At 66.0% G+C, this 24,233-nt stretch carries 22 protein-coding genes and 1 pseudogene; 10 read left to right on the top strand and 13 right to left on the bottom strand.

The window, feature by feature from the left end:
- Nucleotides 1-203: 203 nt before the first annotated feature.
- Genes J6595_RS10875 through J6595_RS10845 form a run of 7 tightly spaced genes read right to left on the bottom strand, consistent with a single transcriptional unit; the run spans nucleotide 204 to nucleotide 7,641 of the window.
- On the bottom strand, nucleotides 204-932 hold the full coding sequence (locus J6595_RS10875) for a GntR family transcriptional regulator (protein ID WP_245198145.1): 729 nt from the start codon (nucleotides 930-932) through the stop codon (nucleotides 204-206).
- 6 nt (nucleotides 933-938) lie between these two features.
- Nucleotides 939-2,084, bottom strand: a complete 1,146-nt coding sequence (locus J6595_RS10870; protein ID WP_209594580.1) for a MalY/PatB family protein — start codon at nucleotides 2,082-2,084, stop codon at nucleotides 939-941.
- Nucleotides 2,084-2,854, bottom strand: a complete 771-nt coding sequence (locus J6595_RS10865; protein WP_209594579.1) for an SDR family oxidoreductase — start codon at nucleotides 2,852-2,854, stop codon at nucleotides 2,084-2,086. The genes J6595_RS10870 and J6595_RS10865 overlap by 1 nt, the downstream gene beginning before the upstream one ends.
- Entirely contained in the window at nucleotides 2,854-3,780 is a 927-nt protein-coding gene (locus J6595_RS10860) for a dihydrodipicolinate synthase family protein (RefSeq protein ID WP_209594578.1), read from the bottom strand. Before J6595_RS10860 ends, J6595_RS10865 begins: the two co-directional genes overlap by 1 nt.
- A gap of 11 nt (nucleotides 3,781-3,791) precedes the next feature.
- Nucleotides 3,792-5,159: a dihydroorotase gene (locus J6595_RS10855; protein ID WP_245198136.1), complete on the bottom strand. Its 1,368-nt coding sequence runs from the start codon at nucleotides 5,157-5,159 to the stop codon at nucleotides 3,792-3,794.
- 2 nt (nucleotides 5,160-5,161) lie between these two features.
- Entirely contained in the window at nucleotides 5,162-5,851 is a 690-nt protein-coding gene (locus J6595_RS10850; protein WP_342453158.1) for an aspartate/glutamate racemase family protein, read from the bottom strand.
- Entirely contained in the window at nucleotides 5,848-7,641 is a 1,794-nt protein-coding gene (locus J6595_RS10845; protein ID WP_209594576.1) for an ABC transporter ATP-binding protein, read from the bottom strand. The genes J6595_RS10850 and J6595_RS10845 overlap by 4 nt, the downstream gene beginning before the upstream one ends.
- 129 nt (nucleotides 7,642-7,770) lie before the next feature.
- Here J6595_RS10845 and J6595_RS10840 point away from each other — a divergent pair, with 129 nt between their 5' ends.
- The 7 genes from J6595_RS10840 (at nucleotide 7,771) to J6595_RS10810 (ending at nucleotide 16,063) form a co-directional block, all read left to right on the top strand.
- Nucleotides 7,771-8,637: a sulfurtransferase gene (locus tag J6595_RS10840; RefSeq protein WP_209594575.1), complete on the top strand. Its 867-nt coding sequence runs from the start codon at nucleotides 7,771-7,773 to the stop codon at nucleotides 8,635-8,637.
- Between the two features lie 183 nt (nucleotides 8,638-8,820).
- Nucleotides 8,821-10,419: an ABC transporter substrate-binding protein gene (locus J6595_RS10835; RefSeq protein WP_245198133.1), complete on the top strand. Its 1,599-nt coding sequence runs from the start codon at nucleotides 8,821-8,823 to the stop codon at nucleotides 10,417-10,419.
- Nucleotides 10,420-10,581: 162 nt separating this feature from the next.
- Complete coding sequence (locus J6595_RS10830; protein WP_209594574.1) at nucleotides 10,582-11,592, top strand: ABC transporter permease; 1,011 nt, start codon at nucleotides 10,582-10,584, stop codon at nucleotides 11,590-11,592.
- Nucleotides 11,593-11,602: 10 nt separating this feature from the next.
- Nucleotides 11,603-12,436 (top strand): ABC transporter permease, encoded by an 834-nt coding sequence (locus J6595_RS10825; RefSeq protein WP_209594573.1) that lies wholly within the window; start codon nucleotides 11,603-11,605, stop codon nucleotides 12,434-12,436.
- On the top strand, nucleotides 12,433-13,824 hold the full coding sequence (locus J6595_RS10820; protein ID WP_209594572.1) for an ABC transporter substrate-binding protein: 1,392 nt from the start codon (nucleotides 12,433-12,435) through the stop codon (nucleotides 13,822-13,824). The genes J6595_RS10825 and J6595_RS10820 overlap by 4 nt, the downstream gene beginning before the upstream one ends.
- A gap of 17 nt (nucleotides 13,825-13,841) precedes the next feature.
- Complete coding sequence (locus tag J6595_RS10815; RefSeq protein WP_245198123.1) at nucleotides 13,842-14,237, top strand: VOC family protein; 396 nt, start codon at nucleotides 13,842-13,844, stop codon at nucleotides 14,235-14,237.
- Between the two features lie 8 nt (nucleotides 14,238-14,245).
- Nucleotides 14,246-16,063: a formylglycine-generating enzyme family protein gene (locus tag J6595_RS10810; protein WP_209594571.1), complete on the top strand. Its 1,818-nt coding sequence runs from the start codon at nucleotides 14,246-14,248 to the stop codon at nucleotides 16,061-16,063.
- A gap of 154 nt (nucleotides 16,064-16,217) precedes the next feature.
- Here the strand turns inward: J6595_RS10810 and J6595_RS10805 are convergent, their stop codons facing one another.
- From J6595_RS10805 to J6595_RS10780, 6 genes and pseudogenes are all read right to left on the bottom strand, one after another.
- Complete coding sequence (locus J6595_RS10805) at nucleotides 16,218-16,712, bottom strand: MarR family winged helix-turn-helix transcriptional regulator (RefSeq protein WP_209594570.1); 495 nt, start codon at nucleotides 16,710-16,712, stop codon at nucleotides 16,218-16,220.
- Nucleotides 16,713-16,759: 47 nt separating this feature from the next.
- A complete protein-coding gene (locus J6595_RS10800; protein WP_209594569.1) occupies nucleotides 16,760-17,719 on the bottom strand; it encodes a UDP-glucuronic acid decarboxylase family protein in 960 nt (319 codons plus the stop codon).
- A 171-nt stretch (nucleotides 17,720-17,890) separates the two neighbouring features.
- Entirely contained in the window at nucleotides 17,891-18,142 is a 252-nt protein-coding gene (locus J6595_RS10795; RefSeq protein ID WP_209594568.1) for a hypothetical protein, read from the bottom strand.
- Between the two features lie 283 nt (nucleotides 18,143-18,425).
- Nucleotides 18,426-18,656 (bottom strand): annotated as a pseudogene (locus tag J6595_RS10790) (TIM barrel protein); the annotation flags it as partial.
- Between the two features lie 74 nt (nucleotides 18,657-18,730).
- A complete protein-coding gene (gene iolG / locus J6595_RS10785; RefSeq protein WP_209594567.1) occupies nucleotides 18,731-19,732 on the bottom strand; it encodes an inositol 2-dehydrogenase in 1,002 nt (333 codons plus the stop codon).
- Nucleotides 19,733-19,773: 41 nt separating this feature from the next.
- A complete protein-coding gene (locus tag J6595_RS10780) occupies nucleotides 19,774-20,889 on the bottom strand; it encodes a Gfo/Idh/MocA family protein (protein WP_209594566.1) in 1,116 nt (371 codons plus the stop codon).
- A 91-nt stretch (nucleotides 20,890-20,980) separates the two neighbouring features.
- On the opposite strand from J6595_RS10780, the gene J6595_RS10775 reads away from it, so the two are divergent.
- The 3 genes from J6595_RS10775 to J6595_RS10765 all read left to right on the top strand — a co-directional run bounded on the left by J6595_RS10775 (nucleotide 20,981) and on the right by J6595_RS10765 (nucleotide 24,232).
- The gene (locus J6595_RS10775; RefSeq protein WP_209594565.1) at nucleotides 20,981-21,817 is read left to right on the top strand and encodes a MurR/RpiR family transcriptional regulator; all 837 of its coding nucleotides are present in this window, start codon (nucleotides 20,981-20,983) and stop codon (nucleotides 21,815-21,817) included.
- Between the two features lie 166 nt (nucleotides 21,818-21,983).
- Nucleotides 21,984-22,910: a sugar ABC transporter substrate-binding protein gene (locus tag J6595_RS10770; protein WP_209594564.1), complete on the top strand. Its 927-nt coding sequence runs from the start codon at nucleotides 21,984-21,986 to the stop codon at nucleotides 22,908-22,910.
- Between the two features lie 215 nt (nucleotides 22,911-23,125).
- On the top strand, nucleotides 23,126-24,232 hold the full coding sequence (locus tag J6595_RS10765) for an ABC transporter permease (protein ID WP_209594563.1): 1,107 nt from the start codon (nucleotides 23,126-23,128) through the stop codon (nucleotides 24,230-24,232).
- The last annotated feature ends 1 nt before the right edge of the window (nucleotide 24,233 follow it).

Raw genomic sequence — 24,233 nt, 5'->3', positions numbered from 1 at the left:
GTCGCGCGCAACAAGGCGCATTTGTCGAGTACGCGGTACCCGCTGGGACGCATGACCGACGAAACGGCTTCTTCCCGTCATTCGCCGCGCGCGGCCTGAATGGCAGCTTCGGGCGCTGGCGAGCGCCACGCCGCCCGTAAGAGGCAAACCTTTTTGACGAGGGAGGCAATCTCGGCCGTTCGCGGTGATGACGTCCTGGCGCCTCAAAGCACCAGCGGCGATTCATCGTCGGCGATCAGGGCGCGAAGCAGGCCCTTGCGGGTGTTGTCGGTATGCTGGACGATCGCCTCGCGGGTCGCATCGCCATCGCGCGCGCGAAGGCCGGCGACGATGCGGGCGTGGTCGGCCGCCGTCTCCGGGTTCACGTCGCGGATGGTCGCCCCCATGTGGAAGAGCCGCGTCGATTCCTCCAGATAGGAGCCGATCAGCGTGGCAAGCCTGGGCACGCGCGCGCCTTCGGCGATGGCGGCATGAAAATCGTTGTTGGCCTTGATGAAGGCCGCGATCGTCGGCTCCTCGTCCGGCACATACTGCGCGTTGGAAAGCGCCTCGATCCGCTCGAGTTCCCCCGCGGTGAGGCGGGCTGCCGCAAGCTCGCCGGCAACGCCTTCGAGAGCCTTGCGCACCGTGAAGACGTCGTTGATGCTCTTCACGGTCACGGTCGTCACCCGATAGCCGCGCCGGGGAAAGGCCTCGACCAGCCCTTCGAGCGTCAGGCGCGCCAAGGCTTCGCGCACCGGCGTCTTGCTCATCGCCAGCCGTTCGGCCAGTTCCTGCTCACCGACTTCCGCTCCCGGTTGCAACCGGCAGGTGATGATCTCGGCGCGCAGCAGATCATAGGCCTGCGCCGTCAGCGACTTCACCTTGTCCTGTTGCGTGCCGTTCTTGCGAGTGCCCGCCTTCGCTGCGCTCTTGCCGCGCGCCATTGCCATCCCCGGCTATCCCTGTTCCAGCGCCTTTGCCATGCGCGCGAGCGCCTCGACAAGGGTCTCTCGTGCACATGCGAAATTCAGACGGACCCAGTTTTCAAGGCCAGGGCCGAAATCCGTGCCGCGGCTGAGGCCGATGCGGGCGTTCTTCAGCAGCCAGTCCGCCGCCGGCGCGTCGAGTTCATAAGCGGAAAGATCGATCCATGCGAGAAAGCTCGCCTCGGCCGGCAGAACCTTCGCCTTCGGCAGGGTGCCCGCGACCAAGGATTGCAGCATGTCGCGGTTTTCAGCAATCCTCGCCCGGACCGCATCCCGCCATTCGCCACCATCGCGATAGGCCGCCTCCATCGCGGCAAGGCCGAGGATGTTGACGCTGTCGACGAGGCCCTTCCTGGCACCCATGAAGGCGGTGCGAAGCTCTTCGTCGGCAATCACGGCAAATGCCGCTTTCAGCCCGGCAATGTTCCAGGTCTTGCTCGCGGCCATCAGCGTGATCGTCCGCGCCTCGATCGCTTTTGACAGCGAGGCGACCGGGACATGCGCGCGGCCATCGAGGGTCAGGCCGCAATGGATCTCGTCAGATACCAGAAGCATGTCGTGCCGGATGCAGAGCTCGGCCCGGAACGCCAGTTCGTCGCGACTGTAGACGCGCCCGGTCGGGTTCTGCGGATTGCAGAGCAGCATCAGCTTCGAGCGGGCGGCGGCCTCTTCAAGGGCCTTGTCGTCCGATGCGAAGCCGCCTTCGGCAGTCGCATTCTGCCAGACGGCGGCGGACTTCAGCCCCCAGGTCTCCGGCGCGGTCCTCAGCGGCTTGTAGACCGGATATTCCTGCATCACCGTGTCGCCGGGGGCGGTGAAGGCATTGAGCGCCATGTTGAAACCCGGCTCGACGCCGGGCAGGAACACCAGCCATTCAGGCTCGACGCGCCAGCCATATTCGGCCGCAAGCGCTGCTACCAGCGTTTGGCGCAGGCTGTCGGTCGCAGCTCCGTAACCGAGCACCGGATGGGCAAGGCGCTTTTCGATCGCGGCGATGATTTCCGGCGCGACCGCGAAATCCATGTCGGCGACCGGCAGCGGGATGACGTCGGGCCCGAAGGCCCGCCATTTGTTGGCATCGCTGCCGCGCCGGTCGACGGAAACGATCGCGGTCATCACAGGCTCCGGATCATGCCGCCATCGGCGCGGATCATCGAACCGGTGACGAAGCTTGCCTGCTCTGAGGCGAGGAAAGCGACGATCGCCGCGAATTCCTCCGGCCGGCCGTAGCGGCCCGCGGGGATGGTCTTGCGCGACGCCTCGCGCACGGCCTCCACGCTCTCGCCGGTCTTGGCGGCCTTGCCGGCATCGAGTTCGGCCAAGCGGTCGGTCGCGATCCGGCCAGGCAGCACCATGTTCACGGTGATACCCTTGTCGGCGACTTCACTCGCAAGCGTCTTCGACCAGCCGGCCATGGCGCCGCGCACACCGTTCGACAGCGCCAGATTGGGGATCGGCACCTCGATGCCCGACGAACCGATGGTGATGACGCGGCCCCAGCCCTTGTCGCTCATGCCGGCGAGCGCCGCATCGGTCAGTTCGAAGACGGGCGTCGCCATGGCGGCGAAGGCCGCCTGCCATACAGCGGCGGACTGGCCGCGTGCAGGTCCAGCTTTCGGGCCGCCGCAATTGTTGACGAGGATATCGACCGGCTCGCTGGTAAGCCGCTCCTTCATGGCCGCAACCGACTGCTTGTCTTCGAGATCGAGCGCGACAGCCGTGATCCGCGCGGCGGTCGCGGGCGAAAGCCCGTCGGGCAGAGCGCCCGAACGGGAGGCGGCAATCACGCTCGCGCCTTCTTCTGCGAGAAGCGCTGCGCAGGCCGCACCGAGGCCGCGGCTTGCGCCGATCACCAGCGCGCGTTTTCCGGTAAGCTTGAAATCCATCAGCCGAGTTCCTTCAGTCTTCTTGTCTGTCTTTCGATGAGGCGCTCGACCTCGACGACGGCGGCCGGCGCAAGTCCGGCGCCGGGCTTGCGCAGAGCCGCGGAGGCAATCGCGCCGCGCTTTGCGAGCGCATATTTGCGCACGGCAAGGCCGAGACCCGGCTGCTGCTCGTAGCGCACCAGCGGCAGATAGGCGTCGAAGATATCCTGCGCCCGGTCCATGTCGCCGGCATCCGCAAGCGCGACCACATCCGCCATCATTTCCGGATAGCCGAAGCCGGTCATCGCACCATTGGCACCGCGCGCCATCTCTTCCGGCAGGAACACGCCGCCATTGCCGCAGAGGATCGAGATCCGGCGGCGACCCTTGCTCTCGGCATCGCGCAGCGCGGAGATCTTGGCGAGGCCCGGCCAGTCCTCATGCTTCAGCATGACGATCTGGTCGTTGTCCTCGATGATCCGGCCCATCAGCGGAACGGAGATCTGCACGCCCGTCGACAGCGGGAAATCCTGCAGCACGACAGGCACACCATCGCCGGCGGCGGCGCAGGCCTGGCCGTAATAGGTCGCGATCTGCTCGTCGGTCCGCAGGCTTGCGGGCGGGGCGATCATGACGCCTGCAGCGCCCAGATCCATCACGACCTTCGAAAGCTCGGAAATCGCGGCGAGGCCGGGGGCAGAGACACCGGCGACGACTGGCGTGCCCGCAGCGCGCCTGATGACGCGCTCGACGATTTCGCGCGCTTCCGCCTGGGTCAGCTTCGGCGCTTCGCCCATCATGCCGAGCACGGTGATGCCGGTCGCACCCTTTTCGAGATAGAAGTCGGTAACGCGGTCGAGACTGTCGAAATCGACCGCGCCGTTGTCGTGAAACGGCGTGACCGAGATCACGTAGACGCCTCTGGCGTCGTTGGTCAGAAGGCTCATCTTCCCTATCCTCAGTTGCCGAACCAGCAATTGGCGCCGCGCGCGACATGGCGCCCCGAGCCCTGCCGGCCGGTGATGGCGTTGCCGTCGAAGCCGCATTCGCCGCGCAGATACGTGGCCGCGACCCGCACCGTGAAGGTGTCGCCATGGAAGGGCGACCAGTTCAGGCCGTCATGGGCCTTCGCCTCATCCCAGATGAAGGCGCCCTGTTCCAGAATGGCGAAATCCGCATCCATGCCGACCCGGATCGCGCCCTTGCGATCGGCGATGCCGAAGAAGGCGGCCGGGCGCTCCGAGAGCTGTTCGGCGGCGAGCATGGCGGCGTCGAGGCCACGTGCTTCGGCGGCGGTGAAGAAGGCCGGGAGCAGCGTTTCGAGACCCGGCACGCCGGCGCCGGCATCGAAGATCGAGTCCGTCAGCTTGCCGTCGATCGGCCAGCTGGAATGATCCGACGAGGTGAAGGCGACGAGCCCATCCACGATCGCATCCCAGAGATTTTCGACCTCGCCGGGGCGGATCGGCGGATTGACCTTCATGCGCGGGCCAAGCCTTTCGCCATCGCGGGCGGCATCGAACCAGAGATAATGCACGCAGGTTTCTCCGGTGGCGCGCACGCCAAGCTCAGCGAAGGCGCCGACCTGCGAGAACCCGTCGCCACTCGACAGATGCACCGGATGGGCATGCGCGCCGGTTGCCTGCGCAAGCGCCAGAAACTGGGCGGTCGCCGCAAGCTCGGCGGCCACGGGCCTGGCGGCGGAGTGAGCGGTGATGCCGTTTTCGCCGGCCGCGCGGGCGCGCGCCATGCGCGCGAGCACGATTTCCTGATCCTCGTTGTGGAGGCCGATCGGCAGGTTGGTCGGGGCAAGCTTTTCCATGATGTCGAGCATCAGCGCGGCATCGATCCTGGGAAACCGCGTCGGCGAGCTCTCAAACGAGGAGATCTTGAAGGCAACGACGCCGCCAGCAATCAGCGCGTCGATCTCTTCCGTGCCGGTCTCGGCGGTGACTGTTGCGTAAAGCGCGATATCGGCATGGCTGTGAGCGGCGATCGCTTCGACCTTTGCCGCAAGCCGTTCGGGTCGGTCGAGCGGGGCCGGGTTGTCGAACGGCATGTCGACCAGCGTCGTGACACCGCCGGCAATCGCCGAGCGGGTGGTATCGCCGATGCCTTGAAGCCCCTTGGCGCTGGTCGCGTGGGTCTGGCCGTCGATCACGCCGGGCAAGATCAGGCGATCACCGTAATCGACGGTCTTCGCCGCCTCCGGCGGCGTCGCGGTGCCGTCGCCGATCGCCGCGATCTTGCCGTCACGAACGCCGATCCAGCCGCCTTCGATGGCGGCAAGCGGAGTGATGACGGTTCCGCGCAATAACAGGTCCATATTCAAGCCTTCGCAATATATTCGAGATTGAGAGCGGAAATCGCGGCGGCGACCCCGGCCTGCACCGGATCGATGACGGGCAGGCCGATCGCCTGCTGCAGGAACGGGCGCTGGTTGCCCATGCCGGCACAGCCGAGCACGATGACATCGGCGCCATCCTGACTCGCAAGCGCCTTGCCGGTCTCGATGACCTTGGCGCGCGACAGTCCCTCGTCGCCCGATTCCTCGACCGTGAGGTCTGCCGAGCGATCGCCGGCGAGACGGGCGGCGATGCCGAGCCTATTGATCCGCACCGCATGGCGCGCAATCGAGGCCGGGCCGAGCGAGACGACGCCGAAGCGCCGGCCGAACTGGAGCGCGGCATAATAGCCGGCCTCGGCGACGCCGATCACCGGGATGTCCGTCACCACCGAGCGGGTATCGTCGACGCCGGGATCGGAAAAACAGGCGACGACCACGGCATCGGCATCGCCGACGAGTGCGCGCGCACGCACCATCGGGCCGACGGCCTCGACATCGGCGTCGTCTTCGATGCCGAGCGGGGCCGCCGGCAGGCGCTCGAACACGAGCTGGTGGTCCGTTGTCGCGCCAAGGCCGGCAACAGAGCGACGGATGGAGTCCGTCACCTTCTCGGAACTGTTGGGGTTCAGAACGAGAATACGCGCCATGATATTGTTACTCTGCAGGCTCACGCGGCCTCTTGGCGCATGACGAAATGATCGGGACCGACCGTGTCATAGACACGGCGCGGCGGCATGAAGTCGGCGGGAAAGATCGGGCTTTTCAGTTCCTGAAGCGGGATGTCGCGCCGCATCAGCCGGCGGGCGGGGTCCGGTTCCGGCACGGCGGAGAGCAGGCGCTTCGTATAGGGATGGGCGGGGTTGGCGAAGATCTCGGCGCGCGGTCCGATCTCGACGATCTCGCCGAGAAGCATGACGGCGACCCGGTGGCTGACGCGTTCGACCACGGCCATGTCATGGCTGATGAACAGATAAGACAGGCCGAGTTCCTGCTGCAGCCGCATCATCAGATTCACCACCTGCGCCTTGATGGTGACATCGAGGGCGGAGACGGACTCGTCCGCGATGATCAGCTTCGGATCGAGACCGAGCGCGCGGGCGATCGCGATGCGCTGGCGCTGCCCACCGGAAAATTCATGCGGCCAGCGCGTCGCCATATCCGGCGAAAGCCCGACATTTTCCAGAAGGCCGGCGACCCTGGTTCGCGCTTCGGCAGGCTTTGCCAGACCATGGGCGAGCATCGGCTCCGCGATCGCCGCGCCGACCCGCATGCGCGGGTTGAGGCTGGAGAACGGATCCTGAAAAATCATCTGCATCGACTGGCGAAGCCGCATCAGCTCGGTGTGCGACAGGCTCGAAACATTCTGCCCGTCCAGCGTGACCGTGCCGGAGACGGATTTGGTCAGCCGGAGAATGGCGCGTCCGGTGGTGGATTTGCCGCAGCCCGATTCCCCGACGAGCGCAAGCGTCTCGCCCCTGCGCAGCGAAAACGAGACGTTCTCCACCGCGTGGACACGAGCGTGAACCCGGCCGAGAACACCCTTGCGCAGATCGAACCGGGCGCAGAGATTCTTGACCTCGAGGAGAGCCTCGCCGCCGTGATCGACGGTGTCGACCGGATCGGCCAGCACACCGTCGCGCCCGGGATAGGGGCGAGGAACGGGGCTTTCGCCGAGATCGCCGAGGCGGGGAGCGGCGGCCAGAAGCTCACGGGTGTAATCGGTCGCCGGCCGGGCGAAGACGTCCTCGGTGGCACCCGTCTCCAGCACTTTGGAGCGGTACATCACCACGGTCTTTTCGGCGATTTCGGCAACCACGCCCATGTCGTGGGTGATGAACATCACCGCCATGTTGTCCTCGGCCTGCAGCTCCTTGATCAGCTCCAGGATCTGCGCCTGGATCGTCACGTCGAGCGCCGTGGTCGGCTCGTCGGCGATCAACAGCTTCGGCGCGCAGGCAAGCGCGGTCGCGATCATCACGCGCTGCAGCATGCCGCCGGACATTTCATGAGGATATTCCGAGGCGCGCCTGGCCGCGGCCGGGATCCGCACCCGGTCCATCAGCCGGACCGCCTCCTTCATCGCGGCCCGCTTCGCCAAGCCGCGATGGCGCCGCAAAGGTTCGGCAATCTGGGCACCGACGGACATCACCGGGTTCAGCGAAGTCATCGGCTCCTGAAAGATCATCGCCACCTCGTTGCCGCGCACAGCCTGCATCTCCTCTTCGGATAGCGCCAGCAGATCGCGGCCGCGGAAATGGACCGCGCCGGTCACCCGCGCCTTGCCTTTCGGGAGCAGGCCCATGACCGACAGCGCGGTGACGCTCTTGCCGGAGCCCGACTCGCCGACGATCGCCAGGGTTTCTCCCGCATCGACATCGAAGCTCACGCCGTCGACGGCGTTGCGCCAGCCTTCGGCGGTCGAAAAGGCGGTGGTCAGGTCGCGGACGGACAGAATGGACATGACGGCGATTTCCGTGGAGAGGAACGCGGAAGACTTTTTTGTTGCATCGATTTACACCGCATTGCAACCGTTCTATCAAAAATAAAATGCCCGGTGATATATCATGGATACGCAGCTTGAGAGGCTTCGATGCTGAGGATTGACGACGAGACGCGCAGCCGGGTGCTGGTGACGCCACAGGCGCTTTTCGAGATGATGGAGGGGTCGGCCGCCCCGCACATTCTGGTGGTGCAATCCTCCAATCCCTATACCGGCGCCGACTCGCGGAACGGCGTCTATATTCCGGGCGCGGTGGAGAGCGAGGCCTATCGCGACTTTCAGGGGCCGGCGAGCCCGGAGGCCGGCAACCGGCCGCTTCCCGCGATCGCCGATCTGACGGCCGCGGCCCGGGGCTGGGGCCTCACCCGCGAGCGCCCGGTGGTCATCTACGACGCCGATCGGGCGATGACGGCAGCGCGCGCATGGTGGGTGCTGAGATGGGCGGGACTGCCGGATGTCCGCGTGCTCGACGGCGGTCTGCCGGCCTGGATTGCGGCCGGACTTCCGACCGCCGGCGAGCCATTAAAGCCAGAAAAATCAGATATTTCTTTGACGGAAGGGCATATGCCGCAATTTGGTGCCGATCAGGCGGCCGCGCTTGCGGACCAGGGCGTACTGCTCGATGCCCGCATCCGGCCCAACTATATTGGCGGCCCCGAGGTCGGTGGCGAGCCGGCGCGCGGGCATATCCCGGGCGCCCTGAGTGCGCCGACGATCGACACGCTGACCGACCCCGGCCCGTTCGCCGACAGCGCCACACTCAGGGAGCTGTTTTCAGGGCTCGGCGTCGACGGCGAAAAGCCGGTCGGGGTCTATTGCGGAGCCGGCATGTCGGCGGCGCACGAGGTGCTGGCGCTTGCCGCGATTGGCGTCGAGGCGGCGATGTATCCGGGCTCCTGGTCGCAATATGTGAGCCGCGGTGACCGGCCGGTCAGGCGCGGCCCGTTTCCACGCTGATCAACCTGTGTGCAGCGCATCGGTGCAGATGCATAATCGCTAATCAGACAAGTCCTGTTTTGCGCAAAATCCTCCAGTTCGTGACGTTCGATTCTGTTTTGGATATTGCAAAAGAAATATCACGGGTATTGAAATAGCTTTCGCCGGAAAAATCCGGACGGTCGAAAACAAGAGGAGTTCAGTATGAGCCTGACCCGCAGATCCTTCGGCGCGATGTCAGGTGCCGCATTGGCCATGAGCTTTGCCGCCTTCGTGTCCGCCGGTGCTGTCGCCAGCTTCGCCACTACCGCCATCGCGCAAGAGAGCGAAACGCTCGTGATCGCGGTTCCGTCCGACCCCGCCGGCCTCGAGCCCGGCACCAACAAGGCCGAACCTGTCGGCAGCGAGATCATCCTCAACGTTTTCGACACGCTGGTCGCCTGGAAGGCGCCGGATTTCTCCAAGCTTGAGGGCCGCCTCGCCAAGGACTGGTCGATCTCCGAGGACGGAAAGACCTTCACCTTCGACCTGCAAAACGGCGTCGAGTTTCAGGACGGCACCCCGCTCAATGCCGAAGCCGTGAAATTCTCGCTGGAGCGGACCAAGAAGCTGAACCCCTACGTCGAGGCCTCGCTCGGCATGATCGAGGGCATCGACACGCCGACGGACAGCGAGGTGGTCATCCATCTGAGCGAGCCCTATCCGGCGTTCATGTCGATCCTGGCGCAGCCGCAGGCGGCGATCGTCTCGCCCGCCGCCGTCGAGAAATACGGCGCCGACTTCGCCAAACACCCGGTCGGTACGGGACCGTTCGCGTTCCGCGCCTACGAGGCGGACACCCGCGTGGTGCTCGATGCCAACCCGAAATATTTCCGCGGCGCCTCCAAGCTCAAGCGCCTGATCTACCGGATCATCCCCGAGGCCTCGACCCGCAGGCTGGAGCTGGAAAACGGCGGCATCGACGTCATCCAGCAGCAGAGCCAGCTGTCAGCCGTTCCGACGGAGGAAATGAAGGCCTTCGCCGACAATCCGGACATCAAGATCATCGAGAAGCCCTCGCAGATCATCCGCCAGCTGGAGTTCAACAACTCGAAAGCGGATTCGCCGGTCGCCGATCTGAAGGTCCGGGAAGCCATCGCCCACGCGATCGACTATGACGGCCTGCTCTCCGGCGTCTTCGACGGCACGGCCGAGCGCGTCTACGGCCCACTCACCTCCAATAGCTGGGCCTTCGACCCCAAGGTCAAGGATCTCGCGCCGAAATACGATCCGGAGCTTGCCAAGAAGCTTCTGGCGGAAGCCGGCTACAAGCCGGGCGATCTGAACCTCAAGCTCTATTCCTTCCAGGGCTCGCTCTGGGGCGATGTCGCGACCTTCGTTCAGGCCAATCTCGCCGCCGTCGGCATCAACACCGAGATCGCCCAGACCGAGTTCCCGTCCTACCGCGCGCTGCATGTCGCCGGTGACTGGGACATCGCGCTCGATGGCCGTCAGCCGTGGTACAACGACCCGGACGCGCACATCACCATCGGCTATCTGTCGAGCCTCAAGGACACGGCCATGACCTTCCGCATGCCCGAGAACAAGTCGCTCGACGCGCTGATCCTCAAGGCCCAGCAGGATCCCGACATGGACGCCCGCAAGGCGCTTTACGGCGAAATCCAGGAAGATCTCGTGAAAGAAGTCCCGGCGGCCTATCTGTTCAGCCCGAATCTGATCGTGTTCACCCGCGCGAATGTCGATGGCCTGGTCATCAACTCGGCGCCGCCGCTGACCGAATATTGGGGCGTATCGAAGGAATAATCGGAACGCTCCCGATGAAGGCCGGCTCGCCTCCGCCACAGAGCGGCCGGCGGGCGCGGCACTTCACATGATTTGCCTTCAACAGCAGCCTCGGCGGGCATGAAGGCATCGGACGGCTCGGCATCACCCAAGCCGAGCCGTCTCCTTCTGCAAGGTGACCGAATGTTTGCATTTCTCGTGCGGCGGCTGCTGGCATTGATACCGGTGCTGCTCCTGGTGCTGGTGATCGTGTTTTCGCTCGTGCGCCTCATTCCGGGCGATCCGGCCGTCACCCTGCTCGGCCCGGGTGCCACCCGGGACCAGATCATCGCGCTCCGCGCTCAGCTCGATCTCGACCAGCCGGCGCTCTTCCAGTTCTGGAGCTATTTCATCGGGCTCCTGCATGGCGACATGGGCCACTCGCTGAAGAGCGGCCAGCCGGTGCTGAACGAGATCCTGATCCGCCTGCCGGCCACGCTCGAAATCTCGATCAACGCAGTCCTGATCGCCATTGTCGTCGGCATTCCGATCGGCGTCGTCAGCGCAACCCGCGCCAATTCCGGCTTCGATCACAGCGTGCGCGTGATTTCGCTGACCGGCGTTTCGATGCCGGCCTTTCTGCTCGCGCTCCTGCTGCAGCTGGTGTTTGCAATCTGGCTCGGCTGGCTGCCGGTGTCGGGTCGCATCTCGCCCTATTTCTTCGTCGACCGGGTCACCGGCTTTTCGATCATCGATGCGTGGCTTTCCGGCGAGCCAGGCGCGGTCTCCAGCGCCATTGCCCATATGGTGCTGCCGACCACGGTGCTGGCGGTGTTTCTGGCCGCGACGCTCGGCCGGTTCGTGCGCTCCACCATGCTGGAAGTGATGGACGAGGATTTCGTGCGCACCGCCCGCGCCAAGGGGCTGAGCCGCCACGATGTCGTCTACAGGCATGCGCTGCGCAATTCGCTCCTGCCCGCCATCACCGTCATCGGTCTCAAATTCGCCGAGATGCTCGGCGGCGCGATCCTCACCGAGACGATCTTCTCCTGGCCGGGGATCGGTCGCTACATGTACGAGGCGATCCGCAACCGCGACTACCCCGTCATTCAGGGCGCGACGCTGGTGTTCGCGCTGATGTTCATGCTGACTTCGCTCATCGTCGACATTCTCTATGCCGTGCTTGATCCGCGCGTTCGCCGAAAGATGAGCTGAGGAGACAGTCATGCGCGACCTGAAACGTTTTCTTGCGAACAATACGCTCGCCCTCGCCGGCACGATCGTGCTCGCCATCCTGCTCCTCGCCGTCCTCATCGGCCCCTTCCTCCTGCCTTCGCCGCTCGCCATCGACATGGCCGCCAAACTGCAACCGCCATCGTTCAGCCATTGGCTCGGGACCGACAATTTCGGCCGCGACATGCTTTCCCGCGTCCTGGAGGGCGGCCGCTATACGCTGGCGATCGGCGTGCTCGTGGTCGCCTTCGCCTTCGTGGTCGGGGTGTTCTTCGGCCTCGTCGCCGGTTTTGCCGGCGGCATCGTCGACACCGTGATCATGCGCGTCGTCGATGCGATCCTGTCGTTTCCCGCACTCGTGCTGGCCATCGCGCTTGCCGCCGCCTTCGGGCCGAGCCTGCAGAATGCCATGATCGCGGTCGCGATCACGCTCGCCCCGCAGTTTGCCCGCGTCGCCCGCGCCCAGGCGCTCGGCGTGTCCTCCAGGCTCTATGTCGAGGCGGCCCATGCGCTGGGCCTGCCGCGAGGGCGTATTCTCACGCGCTACATTCTCGTCAACGCCATTGGGCCGCTGCTCGTGCAGGCCTCCCTCGCCTTCGGCAGCGCCATCCTGCAGACCTCGGCGCTCGGCTTTCTCGGCCTCGGCGCCCAGCCGCCAATGCCGGAATGGGGCGCGGATGTCTCCGCGAATCTCAGCTTCGTGCGCTCGAGCCCGTGGACGGCGCTCGGACCCGGCTTTGCCATCCTGATCACCGTGCTCTCCTTCAACCTGATCGGGGATTCGCTCGCCGACTGGTTCAATCCGCGTCGCAGGAGTGCCGCATGATCACGATCGCGCTCGAAAAGGTCGATTTCCTGCCGCCCGACCGGGTCACCGACGATGCCAGCATCCTGACGCTGAAGAACCTTGTGCTGGAGCCGATGCTGCGATGGGAAAGCGGCGCGGCCCGGCCGGGCCTGTTCGACCGCTGGCATCTTTCCGACGATGGCTGCCGCTGGACGCTGACGCTTCGCGACGGCGCCGCCTATCATGACGGCACGCGGGTAGTGGCCGAGGACGCCAGACGCTTCATCGCCGCGATCTGCGATGCCCGCGACATGTTCGGCATGCCGTGGTCCTATGCCCGCTATCTCGAAGGTGCCGAAATCACCGCCGACGGCAGCGTGCTTTCGATCGTAACGCCAGCCGCTTTTCCCGATCTGCCGGACATTCTGTCGGAGTTCTACCTGCCGAAGATCGCGGCCGATGGAACGGCGACGATCGGCACGGGGCCGTGGCAGGTGGTCACCTTCGAGCGCGGTGCTTCGGTGACCCTCCGCCATGGCGACGGGCGGAAGCTGCGGCTGGTGGCCATGCCCGAGGCCGAAGCACGGCTTCTGGCCCTTCAGTCCGGCGAGATCGCTGTCGCCACCCATCTGGAGCGCCTTCAACACCCGCGGCGAACCCTTGCGGGCCATGTCTGGCATGAGCAGGCGACCACGCTTTCGGTGATCGCCTACATGAACGGGCGTGAGGGAGCCTTTGCCGACCCTGCCCTCAGGCTTGCAGCCAACCTCGCGCTTGATCGCCAGAAGCTTGTTTCCGAGGTCATGGGCGGGCTCGGCGTGCCAGCCAAGACCATCGTCAGCCCGTTCCACTATGGCATGGGCCACAACGGCGTGAGCCAAAACCGCACGGGCGATGCATTGCCCGATATTCCCTACGACCCCGAAAGGGCCGCAGCACTCGTCGCCACCTCCCGCGCACCTAAGACGCTGACGGTGCGCACGCCGCTCTACATGCCCGAGCGCGCGCCAAAGATTGCCGGCTTCATCGCCAGGAGCCTCGAGGCGGTCGGCTTTGCCGTCACCATCGACACGGCCGACGACCGGCCGGGCTATGCTCGCGAGCTGGGTGCGAAGAAGACGGGCGACCTCGCAATCTTCGATTCCTCGCCCCACAGCACGTTCCGTGTCGTGGACGACAAGATCTCGTCCCGCTCGCGTGCCGTCTGGTGGCAGGGCGTCGAGGATCATGAGGCCGATGCGCTCTTCGAAGCGGCCCGGCGCACGGTCGCAGCCGGAGAACGCGCGGCGGCCTATGCCCGCCTGCTCGCTCATCTCGGCGCCCATCCACACTGGCTGTACCTGTTCCATCCCGTTGATTGCATGGCGCATACCGCAGGGCTCGAGGGCTTCAACCTCGATCCCAAGGGCTATCTGCGCGTCGCGTGAATGAAAGAAGGACCATCATGACCACCTGCCTGCCGCGAGAATGCGCCATCACCTTCTACTATTACGAGGACATCCATGCGGTCGCTCCGTTCTACGAGGACGTGCTCGGCTTCGAACTCGTGCTCGACCAGGGGCTCGCACGGATCTACCGCATTGCCGGCAACGCCTATTTCGGGATCGTCGACGGCAACAAGGGCCATCTGAAGCATCAGCCGAAGAGCGCGGCGCTGCTGACCGTCGTTTCCGAGGATGTCGCCGGCTGGCACGAAAAGCTCTCCGAGGCCGGCGTGACGGGCCTTTCCGAGATATTGCGCGGCAATTACTGCGAGCATTTCTTCTTCGAGGACCCGGCGGGTTATGCGATCGAGATCCAGCGGTTCCACAATCCCGACGTTGCCCGGCTGTTCAAATGACATCCGATATGACGGCGACCGGTGGAAGACCGGGCGAGACGGCGATCCTGCCGCTCCTTTCCCGCTTCACCCATGAGGACAAGGAAGCCAAAGGCCTGCGCGCCTTCAGCGGCGAGGAGGCCGAGCCGCGCCGGCCGGTGCATTTCACCGCCGCCGAGATGGTGTTCATGTTTCCGGCGCTGCTGCTGCATGCCCCCGACGGCGGCGGCAAGACCACCTTCGCCCGGCTGCTGTCCGGCGCGCTGAATGGCGAGGAAACCGCCCGCAGGCATCTCTCCCGCCCGGCCTATCGCAACGCCGAGGGTGATCTTCAGGCGCAGATCCTGCCCGAAGTGCTGCCGGAAGCCGTTTTCTGCGGCCGTGGCGACGACGCCGATGCCGCGCTTGCCGAGGCCCTTTCCCGCGGCGACACGCAGCTTCTCCTGATCATAGACGCCTTGGAGACCCGCGCGGATCCGGCAGCGCTGCTTGCCCGCTGTGCGGCCGCGATCAGGGAGCGGCCCTCGCTCCGGCTTCTCATTCTTTGCGAAAGCCGCGCACTCGAAGCCATACGCCGGCCGGCGAGCATCCCCGAATACGGCCTTCTCGGCCTTGCCCGTCCGGAACGCGCCGCCTTCGAGACCGAGAACGGATTTTCCGGGGCTCAAGACGACGAGGATTTCCTGCTTCCCGGCCTCTGGCAGCTCGCACTCGACCTTGGTCGGCCGGTGGCGCCCAACGAGGTCGCCGCCCGCGCATCGGCCGGCGCGGACTGGGCAAAGACCTTCCGCGATGCCGCAGCGCTCGAAGCGATGAGCGACGAGGCGCTGCTTGAAACCGTCACCGCGCAGCCGAAACGGTGGGTCGGCCCGCTCGACCTTCTCTGCGACCAGATCCTGCCCGATGCGCCACGGGCCGCGGCGCTGGCGCACGGCCTTGCGCGGGCGGACGCCGATCTTTCCATCCTGCTTTGCGCCGGCAAGCTCGTCACTCTCGGCACCGCTGAGGCCGAAACGCTGACGGCAGCGCTGGTCGGCGCGGTCGCAGCGGGCGGCGCGCCGGCCGGCCTCAGACGGCGTGCAGGCGCGGTTCTCGCCCGTCTCGGCGATCCGCGCGACCTCGAGGAACTGGCAGGCATTCCGGCGGGCACGTACCCGATGGGCGGCGACATCCACCAGAACTCCGCGCCGCCGCACCATGCCCCGGTCGGCGATTTCAGGATCGGCGTCTACCCGGTTGTCAACGCCGCCTATCTCCGCTTCGTCCTTGAGACCGGCCGGCCATGGGCGAGCGGCAACGGCCGAAATCGGGAGCGCGCCTCCCATCCGGCCACCGATCTCACCTGGCATGACGCTCGCGCCTACTGCGCCTGGGTCACCGAGAGATGGCGCGCCGAAGGACGGATCGGACGGGACGAAATCGCCCGCCTGCCTTGCGAGCGCGAATGGGAGGCGGCCGCACGCGGACCTTCCGGCCGTCTTTATCCGTGGGGCGAGGACTGGGCCGGCGAACATGCCAATGGCGAGGAAACCGGTTTCAACGACATCTGCACCGTGGGCCTTTTCCCGGAAGGCCGCGCGCCGTCGGGCTGTCTCGACATGGCCGGACAGGTCTGGGAATGGTGCACCACGCTCTGGGGCCGCGACATGGCGGCGCCATCCTTCGCCTTCCCCTGGCAGGCGGATGGCCGAGAGGCGCTCGATGCCCCGGCCAATATCCGCCGGGTGCTGCGCGGCGGCTGCTTCTCCAGCCCGGCCTGGAAGGCGAACGGCGTCTATCGCGGCTCGCTCGAACCCGCCGGTTCCTGGCGTGGCAACGGATTTCGGATCGTGGTGGCGAAGGGCTGAGCCGACGACCCGAGCCGGGCGCGCTGCATGGGCCTTCGCCGGCAGACCCACTCATATCTCTGCCGAACCCCGCTCCACGCCTGAATTGCGCAACCTTTCGTGCCGCGCGCCAAGATGCGGCCCGGCGGCCCGGAGCGCGGCGATTTTTCGTCGGTTATCCGGCCTCGCCGTCCCGCAGATTGGCAATCATCCGATCGAGCGCTCTCAGGGTGGTCTCGATTTCGGCCGGCGACAGGCCGTCCGTCAGCATCGCGTCGTGACGACGGCTTTCGGCCAGGAGCTCCGCCACCATCGCCTCACCGGCTTGCGTCAGCCAGATGCCATTCGTTCGCCTGTCCTCGGCCGACGGCCGCCGCTCGATCAGCCCTTCTTCGCCGAGGAGGTCGAGAATGGTGACGAGGCTCGACCGGCGCAGCGCCACGGCTTCGGCGAGCCGGCTCTGCGGCTGGCCGGGATGGCTCTGGATGATCGCCAGGAGGCCGAGATAGCGCGGCGCGCGGCCACGATCGGCGAGCCTTTCTTCGAAGGAGCGGAAAGCCAGGATCTGGGCGAGCCGCAGCTTGTAGGCGATCGTCGCTTCCGCGTCGCCAGCGCTGATCCTACGGCCTTCCAAGACCGCGTCCTGCCCGTTGCCTTGAAGATCCGTCATCAGCCCCGCCCGTTCGCCTCTCATACCTTGTCCGGCAAAGGCCCGGGTCAAGCTGCCAGAACCGCCCTGAAATAGCGGATGGTCTCGATAAGCCCGTCTTCGAGGCCGACCGTCGGCTGCCAGCCGATGGCCTCCCGTGCCCTGGTGATGTCCGGCCGGCGCTGGCGGGGGTCGTCGGCGGGCAGCGGCCGGTAGACGATCGACGAGCGCGAATCGGTGAGCCGCAGGATGGTTTCGGCCAACTCGGCGACGGTGCATTCGGCCGGATTGCCGATATTGATCGGCCCGGTGAGATCGGCTGGCGTGTCCATCAGCCGGACGATGGCTTCGATCAGGTCCGAGACATAGCAGAACGACCGGGTGTGATTGCCGTCGCCATAGATGGTGATGTCTTCGCCGCGCAGCGCCTGGACGATGAAGTTGGAGACGACCCGCCCGTCATCGGGATGCATTCTGGGGCCGTAGGTGTTGAAGATGCGGGCGACCTTCACCTCGACCCGGTGCTGGCGGTGATAGTCGAAGAACAGCGTCTCGGCACAGCGCTTGGATTCGTCGTAGCACGAGCGCGGGCCGATCGGATTGACGTTGCCCCAGTAGTCCTCGGTCTGGGGATGGACGGCCGGATCGCCATAGACCTCCGACGTCGAGGCCTGGAGGATGCGGGCGCCGCATCGCTTGGCGAGACCGAGCATGTTGATCGCGCCGTGAACGCTGGTCTTGGTGGTCTGGACGGGGTCGTGCTGATAGTGGATCGGCGAGGCCGGACAGGCGAGATTGTAGATCTCGTCCACCTCGACATAGACCGGAAAGGTCACGTCGTGGCGCATCGTCTCGAAGCGCGGATTGCCGAGGAGATGGGCGATGTTGCGCCGGCGGCCGGTGAAATAGTTGTCGAGGCACAGAACCTCGCCATCGCCCTCGAGCAGCCGGTCGCACAGATGCGATCCCAGGAAGCCGGCCCCGCCGGTCACCAGAATTCGGCGGTCGGTTTCTGCGTGGGATGACACGGTCTGCACCAGTCCTGTCTCGAAGCTTGTTCATGCCCGGCGCCACGAGCGCGGACGGTCGAACGGCCATATCGCATGCGCGCCGCAAAAAGCCGAGGCATCGCGGCGTCAGGACATGAAAAAACCGGCGCCGTTGCGGGCGCCGGCCATGCTCGGACCTCTGAAAGGTCTTCAGAAGTCGGAGGCATCACCGGGAACGAGCGCCCGTCCTGGCATGTAGCCGAGTGTCTCAGCCGGGACGGCATCACGCTTGACGGGGCGCTCCGTGCCTGCAAGCGGGCGTTGCCCATCCGTCGCGCGGGCCGCGCTGTTCAAGGCGACGTTGTGGTGTGTCCGGTGGTGATACATCACCGTGGCCGAAGCCGGCAGGGCGGCCGCACCAGCGGTTATCAGGGCGGTGGCGAAAATCGTGATCTTGCGCATTTCGATCTCCATCTTCGACGGTCGGCGGGCGGTCGTGTTGCTATCTCGGGGACGCGCCGACGCGTATATTCATCCGCCCTCCTTGGGAGCGGATCGACACAGGACCGTCTTCATGGCGTCGCGTCGCGGGAAATCTTGTTCCCGCCGGCACCATGCGGTCTCGGCGGAAGAACGCGCGAGCGCGGATTTGGACGCATTAATTCGCGGTAAGCGATCGAAGGCCCGCGCCGTTCGGGAAATTGGGGACGCCCCGCAAGGAAGACCGCGCGGCCGAGCTGTCCGCTCAACCCGCCCAAGGCGATGCGAAGGCTGCCCGAAATGCCGCCAGCGCGTCTTCCGGGTCGCCGCTGGCGAAGGCCTCCATGCCGACGGGACCGTCATAGCCCATGGCATCGAGCGCCCGGGCGACGCCTGAATAGGCGATCTCGCCCGTCCCCGGCTCGCAGCGGCCCGGAACGTCGGCAACCTGGATCTCGCCGATCCAAGGCAGGGCCCTGCGGCAGAGGTCGATCAGGCGCTTGACCCGCCATTCCATCGGAAGGTCCCGCCAGAGCATCTCGGCACAGGCGGCAAGGGCGAAGGCCATGGTCAGGCGCCCGCCATCACCTCGGAAAGTGCGACGGGGCGGCCCTCTTGCAGCGATCGGTTCGCCGCTTCCGCGAGCGCCAGCGCGTTGACGCCGTCCTCGACGGTGGCCGGAACGGGCTTGCCGCCCTCGACCGCATCGACGAAGGCCGCCCATTCGATCTGATAGGCCCGCATGTAGCGTTCGAGGAAGAAGAACATCGGCTTGGCCGACGAGACGCCCGCCGCGGTCGATTTCACCACCGTATTTTCGATCTCGTTCCTCGCTTCCAGCATGCCGTCCGAGCCGAGAAGTTCCACCCGCTGGTCGTAGCCGAAGGCGGCCCGGCGGGAGTTGCGGATGGTGGCGAGCCGCCCGTCGGCATAGGTGAGGACGACGACCGCCGTGTCGACGTCGCCGGCCTCGCCGATCGCCGGATCGACGAGCGCCGAACCATGCGCCATGACGGTTTCCGGCAGACCGAAGAGAAAGGCGCACATGTCGAAATCGTGGATCATCATGTCGCGATAGAGCCCACCGGAGACCTTGATATAGGCGACGGGCGGCGGCGCGGGATCGTAGGAGGTGACGGCGAGCATCTCGCCCTTGCCGATCTCGCCGGCATCGAACGCCATCTTGATGGCGGCGAAGTTCGGATCGAACCGCCGGTTGAAGCCGAGCATCACCGGCTTTGCGGCCCCGGCCGCGATCTCGCGCACCTTCAGGGCGCGCTCCAGCGACAGGTCGATCGGCTTTTCGCAGAAGATCGCCTTCTTCGCGGCGACGCCCTTTTCGATGAGGTCGGCATGGGTGTTGGTCGAGGAGGCGATCAGGATCGCGTCGATTTCAGGATCTGCGAGGATGTCCTCGGGCGAGCGGGCGGCGATGCCGTGTTCCTTCGCCAGACTTTCCGCAGCCTCGGCCATCAGGTCGGTGACGGCGACGAGCTCCGATCGCGGATCGGCCTTGATCGAGGCGGCGTGGACCTTGCCGATGCGGCCGGCGCCGAAGAGTGCGACTTTCATGGGATCCTCCCGGCCCGCCTCTCGCGGACCATCAAACGGGGTCAGAGTTGGACGCGCCGGCCCTCGCGGGCCGAGACGTCGATGGCGTGGATCACCGCCTCGAAGCCGAGGGCGGCGGCAAAATCGGGATGGACCGGCTCGCCCGCGGCGATGGCGCGCAGAAACGAGGCGGCCTCGATGGTCTTCAGGTCACCGAAGCCGAGCTGATGGCCGGGCGCCGGGCAGAAGGCGCCGTAGGGCGGATGCTCGGGACCCGAGAGGATGGTGCGAAAGCCCTGCTGCGCGCGGGGGCCGTCGTTCACATAAAGCTGCAGCTCGTTCATCCGCTCCTGGGAAAAGGCGATCATGCCGCGCGTCCCGTGCACCTCGAAGTCGAGCTTGTTCTTGCGGCCCCAGGCCGAGCGCGAGGTGGACAAGGCCCCTTGTGCGCCGCTCTCAAAGCGCAGGATCGCCGTCGCGGCATCCTCGTTCTCGACGGCGCCCTGCCCCGAGCCATCGGCGAGCGGCCGCGTCGCGTGGATGATCTGCGTGTCGGCGACGAGGCTTTCCACCTCGCCCATCAGGCCGATGGCCATCGAGACGAGATGGCAGCCGAGATCGCCGAGCGTGCCGAGGCCGGCATCCGCGCGTTTGGCCCGCCACGTCCAGGGAAGGTCCGGATCGGCCTGATAGTCCTCGTCGACGACGCCGCGAAAATGCACGGGCCGGCCGATGACGCCCTCGGCGATCAGGCGTTTGGCATGGGCGAAGGCGGGATTGTGGATGTAGCTGTAGCCGACGATGGTGCGAACGCCCGCCGCCCGCGCCGCCGCCTCCATCTCCCGAGCGTCTTCCAGAGTCAGCGCCATCGGCTTTTCGCAGTGGACGTGCTTGCCCGCCGCGATCGCCGCCAGCGCCATCTCTCTGTGCATCCCGTTGGGCGTGGTGATCGAGACGATGGCGACCTCGGGACTTTCGACGAGGACGTGCCAGTCGTCGGTGGCGGCGGCGAAGCCGAACTGTCTCGCCATCGTTGCCGCCTTGTCCGCCGGCGTATCGCAGAGGAGCGCCAGCCGGACGTCCGGCAGATCGCCGAACACCGCGCCGGCGGCGCGATAGGCCAGCGCATGGGCCTTGCCCATGAAGCCCGTGCCGATGAGCCCGAGACCGATCGACATGCATCCTCCCAGATTTCGACGGTAGATTTGGAATATCTATTCCATCAACGGGATGCGCCTGTATAATGCCGCTGTCAAGATGGAGAACGGCATGGCATCGACGGCGGGCGAACAGACCAGGGCCCCGGCAAGTGTTTCGGAACTCTTCGACCGGCTCGACGGCATCGGCGCCAGCCTGCCGAAACGGCTGGTGCAATGCGCCGAGTTCCTGCGCCACAACATCCATCTCGTCGCGGTCTCCACCGTCGCCGATCTCGCGGCCGGCGCCGGCGTCCAGCCCTCGGCCTTCATGCGCTTTTGCCAGGCGCTCGGCTTTTCCGGCTATTCCGACATGCAGGCGCTGTTTCGCGCCGAATACACCCAGTTCCGACCCGACTATGCCGAGCGGCTTTCGCAGCTGCGCGAGCGGGGCGGGCCGGGGCCGGCATCGCTCGCCGCAAGCCTTGCCGAGGCCGGCCACAAGTCGCTGGTTTCGCTGATGAACGGCCTCGACGAGCAGAAACTCGCTCTGGCTTGCGAGACGCTGTCATCGGCCGGCACGATCCATCTCGTTGGCCTTCGCCGCGCCTTCTCCATCGTCAGTTACATGGGCTACATGCTCGACAAGATGCAGGTGCCGACGGTGATCCACCGAACCTCCGGCCAGATCGAGAGCGACCACGCCATCCGGACGGGGGATGCGCTGTTTGCCGTCAGCTTCGCGCCATTCTCCCAGGAAACGCTGCAGCTCGCCGGCCGCGCCGCCAAGCGCGGCATCCCGGTCGTCGCCCTCAGCGACACCGCCGACTGCCCGCTGAAGTCCGACGCCAAGGTGCTGCTGGTCGCCCGCGAAGTCGATGTCGGCGCCTTCCGCGTCCCCACCGCCGCCATGACGCTGGCGACCACGCTCGCCGTCGCGGTCGGCGGCATGCACAAAGAACGCGATTGACAAAGCGGCTTTCTGGGTGAAAATAGAATAAATCTTCCACGACGGGCCGACCGGGAGGCGGCTCGGAAGACGACGGGTTCGGCCGGGTCGGCCGATACCGCAAGCCGCGCCGCGCGCCGGCTCGTTTCCACCATGCCTACGATCATCCGAGGGAGGACATCGGAACATGACACTTCTGAAAACGCTGGCGGCTGCCGCCGTCGCACTGTCGGTCGCCGGCCCCGCCGCCGCCGAAAAGATCATCGTCGTCACCCACGGCCAGGCCAATGATCCGTTCTGGTCGGTGGTCAAGAACGGCGTCGAGGAAGCGGCGAAGGAGACCGGCGCGGATGTCGACTACCGGGCGCCGGAGACCTTCGACATGGTCAAGATGGGCCAGCTCATCGACGCCGCGGTCAACCAGCAGCCGGACGGCCTCGTCGTTTCGATCCCCGATGCGGATGCTCTCGGCCCGTCGATCGAGCGGGCCGTCCAGGCCGGCATCCCGGTCATTTCGATGAATGCCGGCTCCGACGTGTCGAAGAAGCTCGGCGCGCTTCTGCATGTCGGTCAGGACGAGTTCACCGCCGGCAAGAGGGCGGGCGAAAAGCTCAAGGAGATGGGCGGCAAGGACGCTCTCTGCGTCAATCAGGAAGTCGGCAACGTTTCCCTCGACCAGCGCTGCGCCGGCTTCAAGGAAGGCTTCGGCGGCAAGGTCGAGGTGCTGCCGACGTCGAACGATCCGACGGACGTGAAGTCCAAGGTCCAGGCGGCGCTGCAGTCCAATGCCGACATCGACACCATTCTCGGCCTCGGCGCCGCCACCGTCGGCGAGCCCGCTGTCCAGGCGGTCGAGGCAGTGGGTCGCGGCGGCAAGGTCAATGTGGCGAGCTTCGATCTTTCGGCCGGCTTCCTCAAGGACGTCGCGGACGGCAAGGCGGCCTTCGCCATCGATCAGCAGCAGTATCTGCAGGGTTATCTTCCCGTCGTCTTCCTGCACATGTACGCGAAATACGGGCTGATCCCGGCGAGCGACGTCGCCTCGGGCCCGAACCTGATCACCAAGGACAAGGCGAGCCAGGTCATCGAGCTTTCCGCCAAGGGCATCCGCTAGACACCGGAAGCCTCGGGGCGATCGGAACAAAGGAGTCGCGGCGTTGAAGCCGCGGCCCCCAGCAGCCCGGCAATTCCTGCCGGCGGGAACATCGTTTTTGCAAGCGCGCCGCGACGTCGAAGGCGCGGGCTGGCCCGTCTGACAAGGCTTGCAGGACAGAACGAGGCCAAAGGCCACGCGCCACGCCCGGGCGCATCCAATCCGAAGGACATGCCATGGCAGACGTTGCCCCCATCGTCGCTGACGAGCGGCTGAAACGCGAAGGCGTCGTCACGACGCTGATGAAGCGGCCGGAACTCGGCGCCGTCGCGGGCGCCATCGCGGTGACGATCTTCTTCCTCTTCACCGCCAGCCCGACGATGTTCACGCTGTCGGGCGTGATGAACTTCATGACCCCGGCAGCCCAGCTCGGCATTCTCGCCATCGGCGCCGCGATGCTGATGATCGCCGGCGAGTTCGACCTGTCGATCGGCTCGATGGTGGCCTTTTCGGGCCTGATCTTCGGCGCCTTCGTCGTCACCTTCGGCATGCCGCTCGTCATCGCCATCCCAGCGACCTTCGCCATTGCCGCGGCACTCGGCGTCCTCAACGGAACGATCGTCCTGAAGACCGGCCTGCCGTCCTTCATCGTGACGCTCGCCTTCCTGTTCATCCTGCGCGGCGCCTCGCTGGTGGGCCTCAAGATCGCCACCGGCGGCTCCACCCAGCTGCGCGGCGTCCGCGACGCGCTCTCCGGCGACTGGCTGGCGCCGATCTTTTCCGGCAACGCCTTCACCGGCCTCTTCACCTATCTCGGCAAGATCGGCGTCATCGACACCTTTCCGAACGGCACCACCAAGGTACCCGGCATCCCGGTGGAGATCCTCTGGTTCATCGCATTCGCGCTGATCGCCACCTATGTCCTGTTGCGCACGCCCCAGGGCAACTGGATCTTCGCCTCCGGCGGCGACGAGAACGCCGCGTCGAATTCCGGCGTGCCGGTGCGAAAGGTCAAGATCTCGCTCTTCGTCCTCACCGCCTGCTGCGCCACGCTGGTCGCGATCATCACCGTGATCGACGCAGGCTCCACCGATGCAAGGCGCGGCTTCATGAAGGAGTTCGAGGCGATCATCGCGGCGGTCATCGGCGGCTGCCTTCTGACCGGCGGCTACGGCTCGGCGATCGGCGCCTTCTTCGGCGCGATCATCTTCGGCATGGTCACGATCGGCCTCACCTACACCAATTTCGACCAGGACTGGTACCAGGTGTTCCTCGGCGCCATGCTGCTCGCCGCGGTCCTGTTCAACAACTTCATCCGCAAACGCGTGACGGGAGAGCGCTGAG

Source organism: Jiella mangrovi (assembly GCF_017815135.1).
GTDB classification, from domain to species: Bacteria; Pseudomonadota; Alphaproteobacteria; order Rhizobiales; family Rhizobiaceae; genus Jiella; species Jiella mangrovi.
The sequence above is the reverse complement of the archived record's forward strand: the minus strand, read 5'-3'. Positions and strand labels throughout refer to the sequence as shown.

Excerpts from the sequence above, each read along its gene's own strand:
- J6595_RS10875 (WP_245198145.1), bottom strand. The coding sequence starts at position 932 with ATGGCAATGGCGCGCGGCAAGAGCGCAGCGAAGGCGGGCACTCGCAAG.
- J6595_RS10870 (WP_209594580.1), bottom strand. The coding sequence starts at position 2,084 with ATGACCGCGATCGTTTCCGTCGACCGGCGCGGCAGCGATGCCAACAAA.
- J6595_RS10865 (WP_209594579.1), bottom strand. The coding sequence starts at position 2,854 with ATGGATTTCAAGCTTACCGGAAAACGCGCGCTGGTGATCGGCGCAAGC.
- J6595_RS10860 (WP_209594578.1), bottom strand. The coding sequence starts at position 3,780 with ATGAGCCTTCTGACCAACGACGCCAGAGGCGTCTACGTGATCTCGGTC.
- J6595_RS10855 (WP_245198136.1), bottom strand. The coding sequence starts at position 5,159 with ATGGACCTGTTATTGCGCGGAACCGTCATCACTCCGCTTGCCGCCATC.
- J6595_RS10845 (WP_209594576.1), bottom strand. The coding sequence starts at position 7,641 with ATGTCCATTCTGTCCGTCCGCGACCTGACCACCGCCTTTTCGACCGCC.
- J6595_RS10840 (WP_209594575.1), top strand. The coding sequence starts at position 7,771 with ATGCTGAGGATTGACGACGAGACGCGCAGCCGGGTGCTGGTGACGCCA.
- J6595_RS10835 (WP_245198133.1), top strand. The coding sequence starts at position 8,821 with ATGAGCCTGACCCGCAGATCCTTCGGCGCGATGTCAGGTGCCGCATTG.
- J6595_RS10830 (WP_209594574.1), top strand. The coding sequence starts at position 10,582 with ATGTTTGCATTTCTCGTGCGGCGGCTGCTGGCATTGATACCGGTGCTG.
- J6595_RS10825 (WP_209594573.1), top strand. The coding sequence starts at position 11,603 with ATGCGCGACCTGAAACGTTTTCTTGCGAACAATACGCTCGCCCTCGCC.
- J6595_RS10820 (WP_209594572.1), top strand. The coding sequence starts at position 12,433 with ATGATCACGATCGCGCTCGAAAAGGTCGATTTCCTGCCGCCCGACCGG.
- J6595_RS10815 (WP_245198123.1), top strand. The coding sequence starts at position 13,842 with ATGACCACCTGCCTGCCGCGAGAATGCGCCATCACCTTCTACTATTAC.
- J6595_RS10810 (WP_209594571.1), top strand. The coding sequence starts at position 14,246 with ATGACGGCGACCGGTGGAAGACCGGGCGAGACGGCGATCCTGCCGCTC.
- J6595_RS10805 (WP_209594570.1), bottom strand. The coding sequence starts at position 16,712 with ATGACGGATCTTCAAGGCAACGGGCAGGACGCGGTCTTGGAAGGCCGT.
- J6595_RS10795 (WP_209594568.1), bottom strand. The coding sequence starts at position 18,142 with ATGCGCAAGATCACGATTTTCGCCACCGCCCTGATAACCGCTGGTGCG.
- iolG (WP_209594567.1), bottom strand. The coding sequence starts at position 19,732 with ATGAAAGTCGCACTCTTCGGCGCCGGCCGCATCGGCAAGGTCCACGCC.
- J6595_RS10780 (WP_209594566.1), bottom strand. The coding sequence starts at position 20,889 with ATGTCGATCGGTCTCGGGCTCATCGGCACGGGCTTCATGGGCAAGGCC.
- J6595_RS10775 (WP_209594565.1), top strand. The coding sequence starts at position 20,981 with ATGGCATCGACGGCGGGCGAACAGACCAGGGCCCCGGCAAGTGTTTCG.
- J6595_RS10770 (WP_209594564.1), top strand. The coding sequence starts at position 21,984 with ATGACACTTCTGAAAACGCTGGCGGCTGCCGCCGTCGCACTGTCGGTC.
- J6595_RS10765 (WP_209594563.1), top strand. The coding sequence starts at position 23,126 with ATGGCAGACGTTGCCCCCATCGTCGCTGACGAGCGGCTGAAACGCGAA.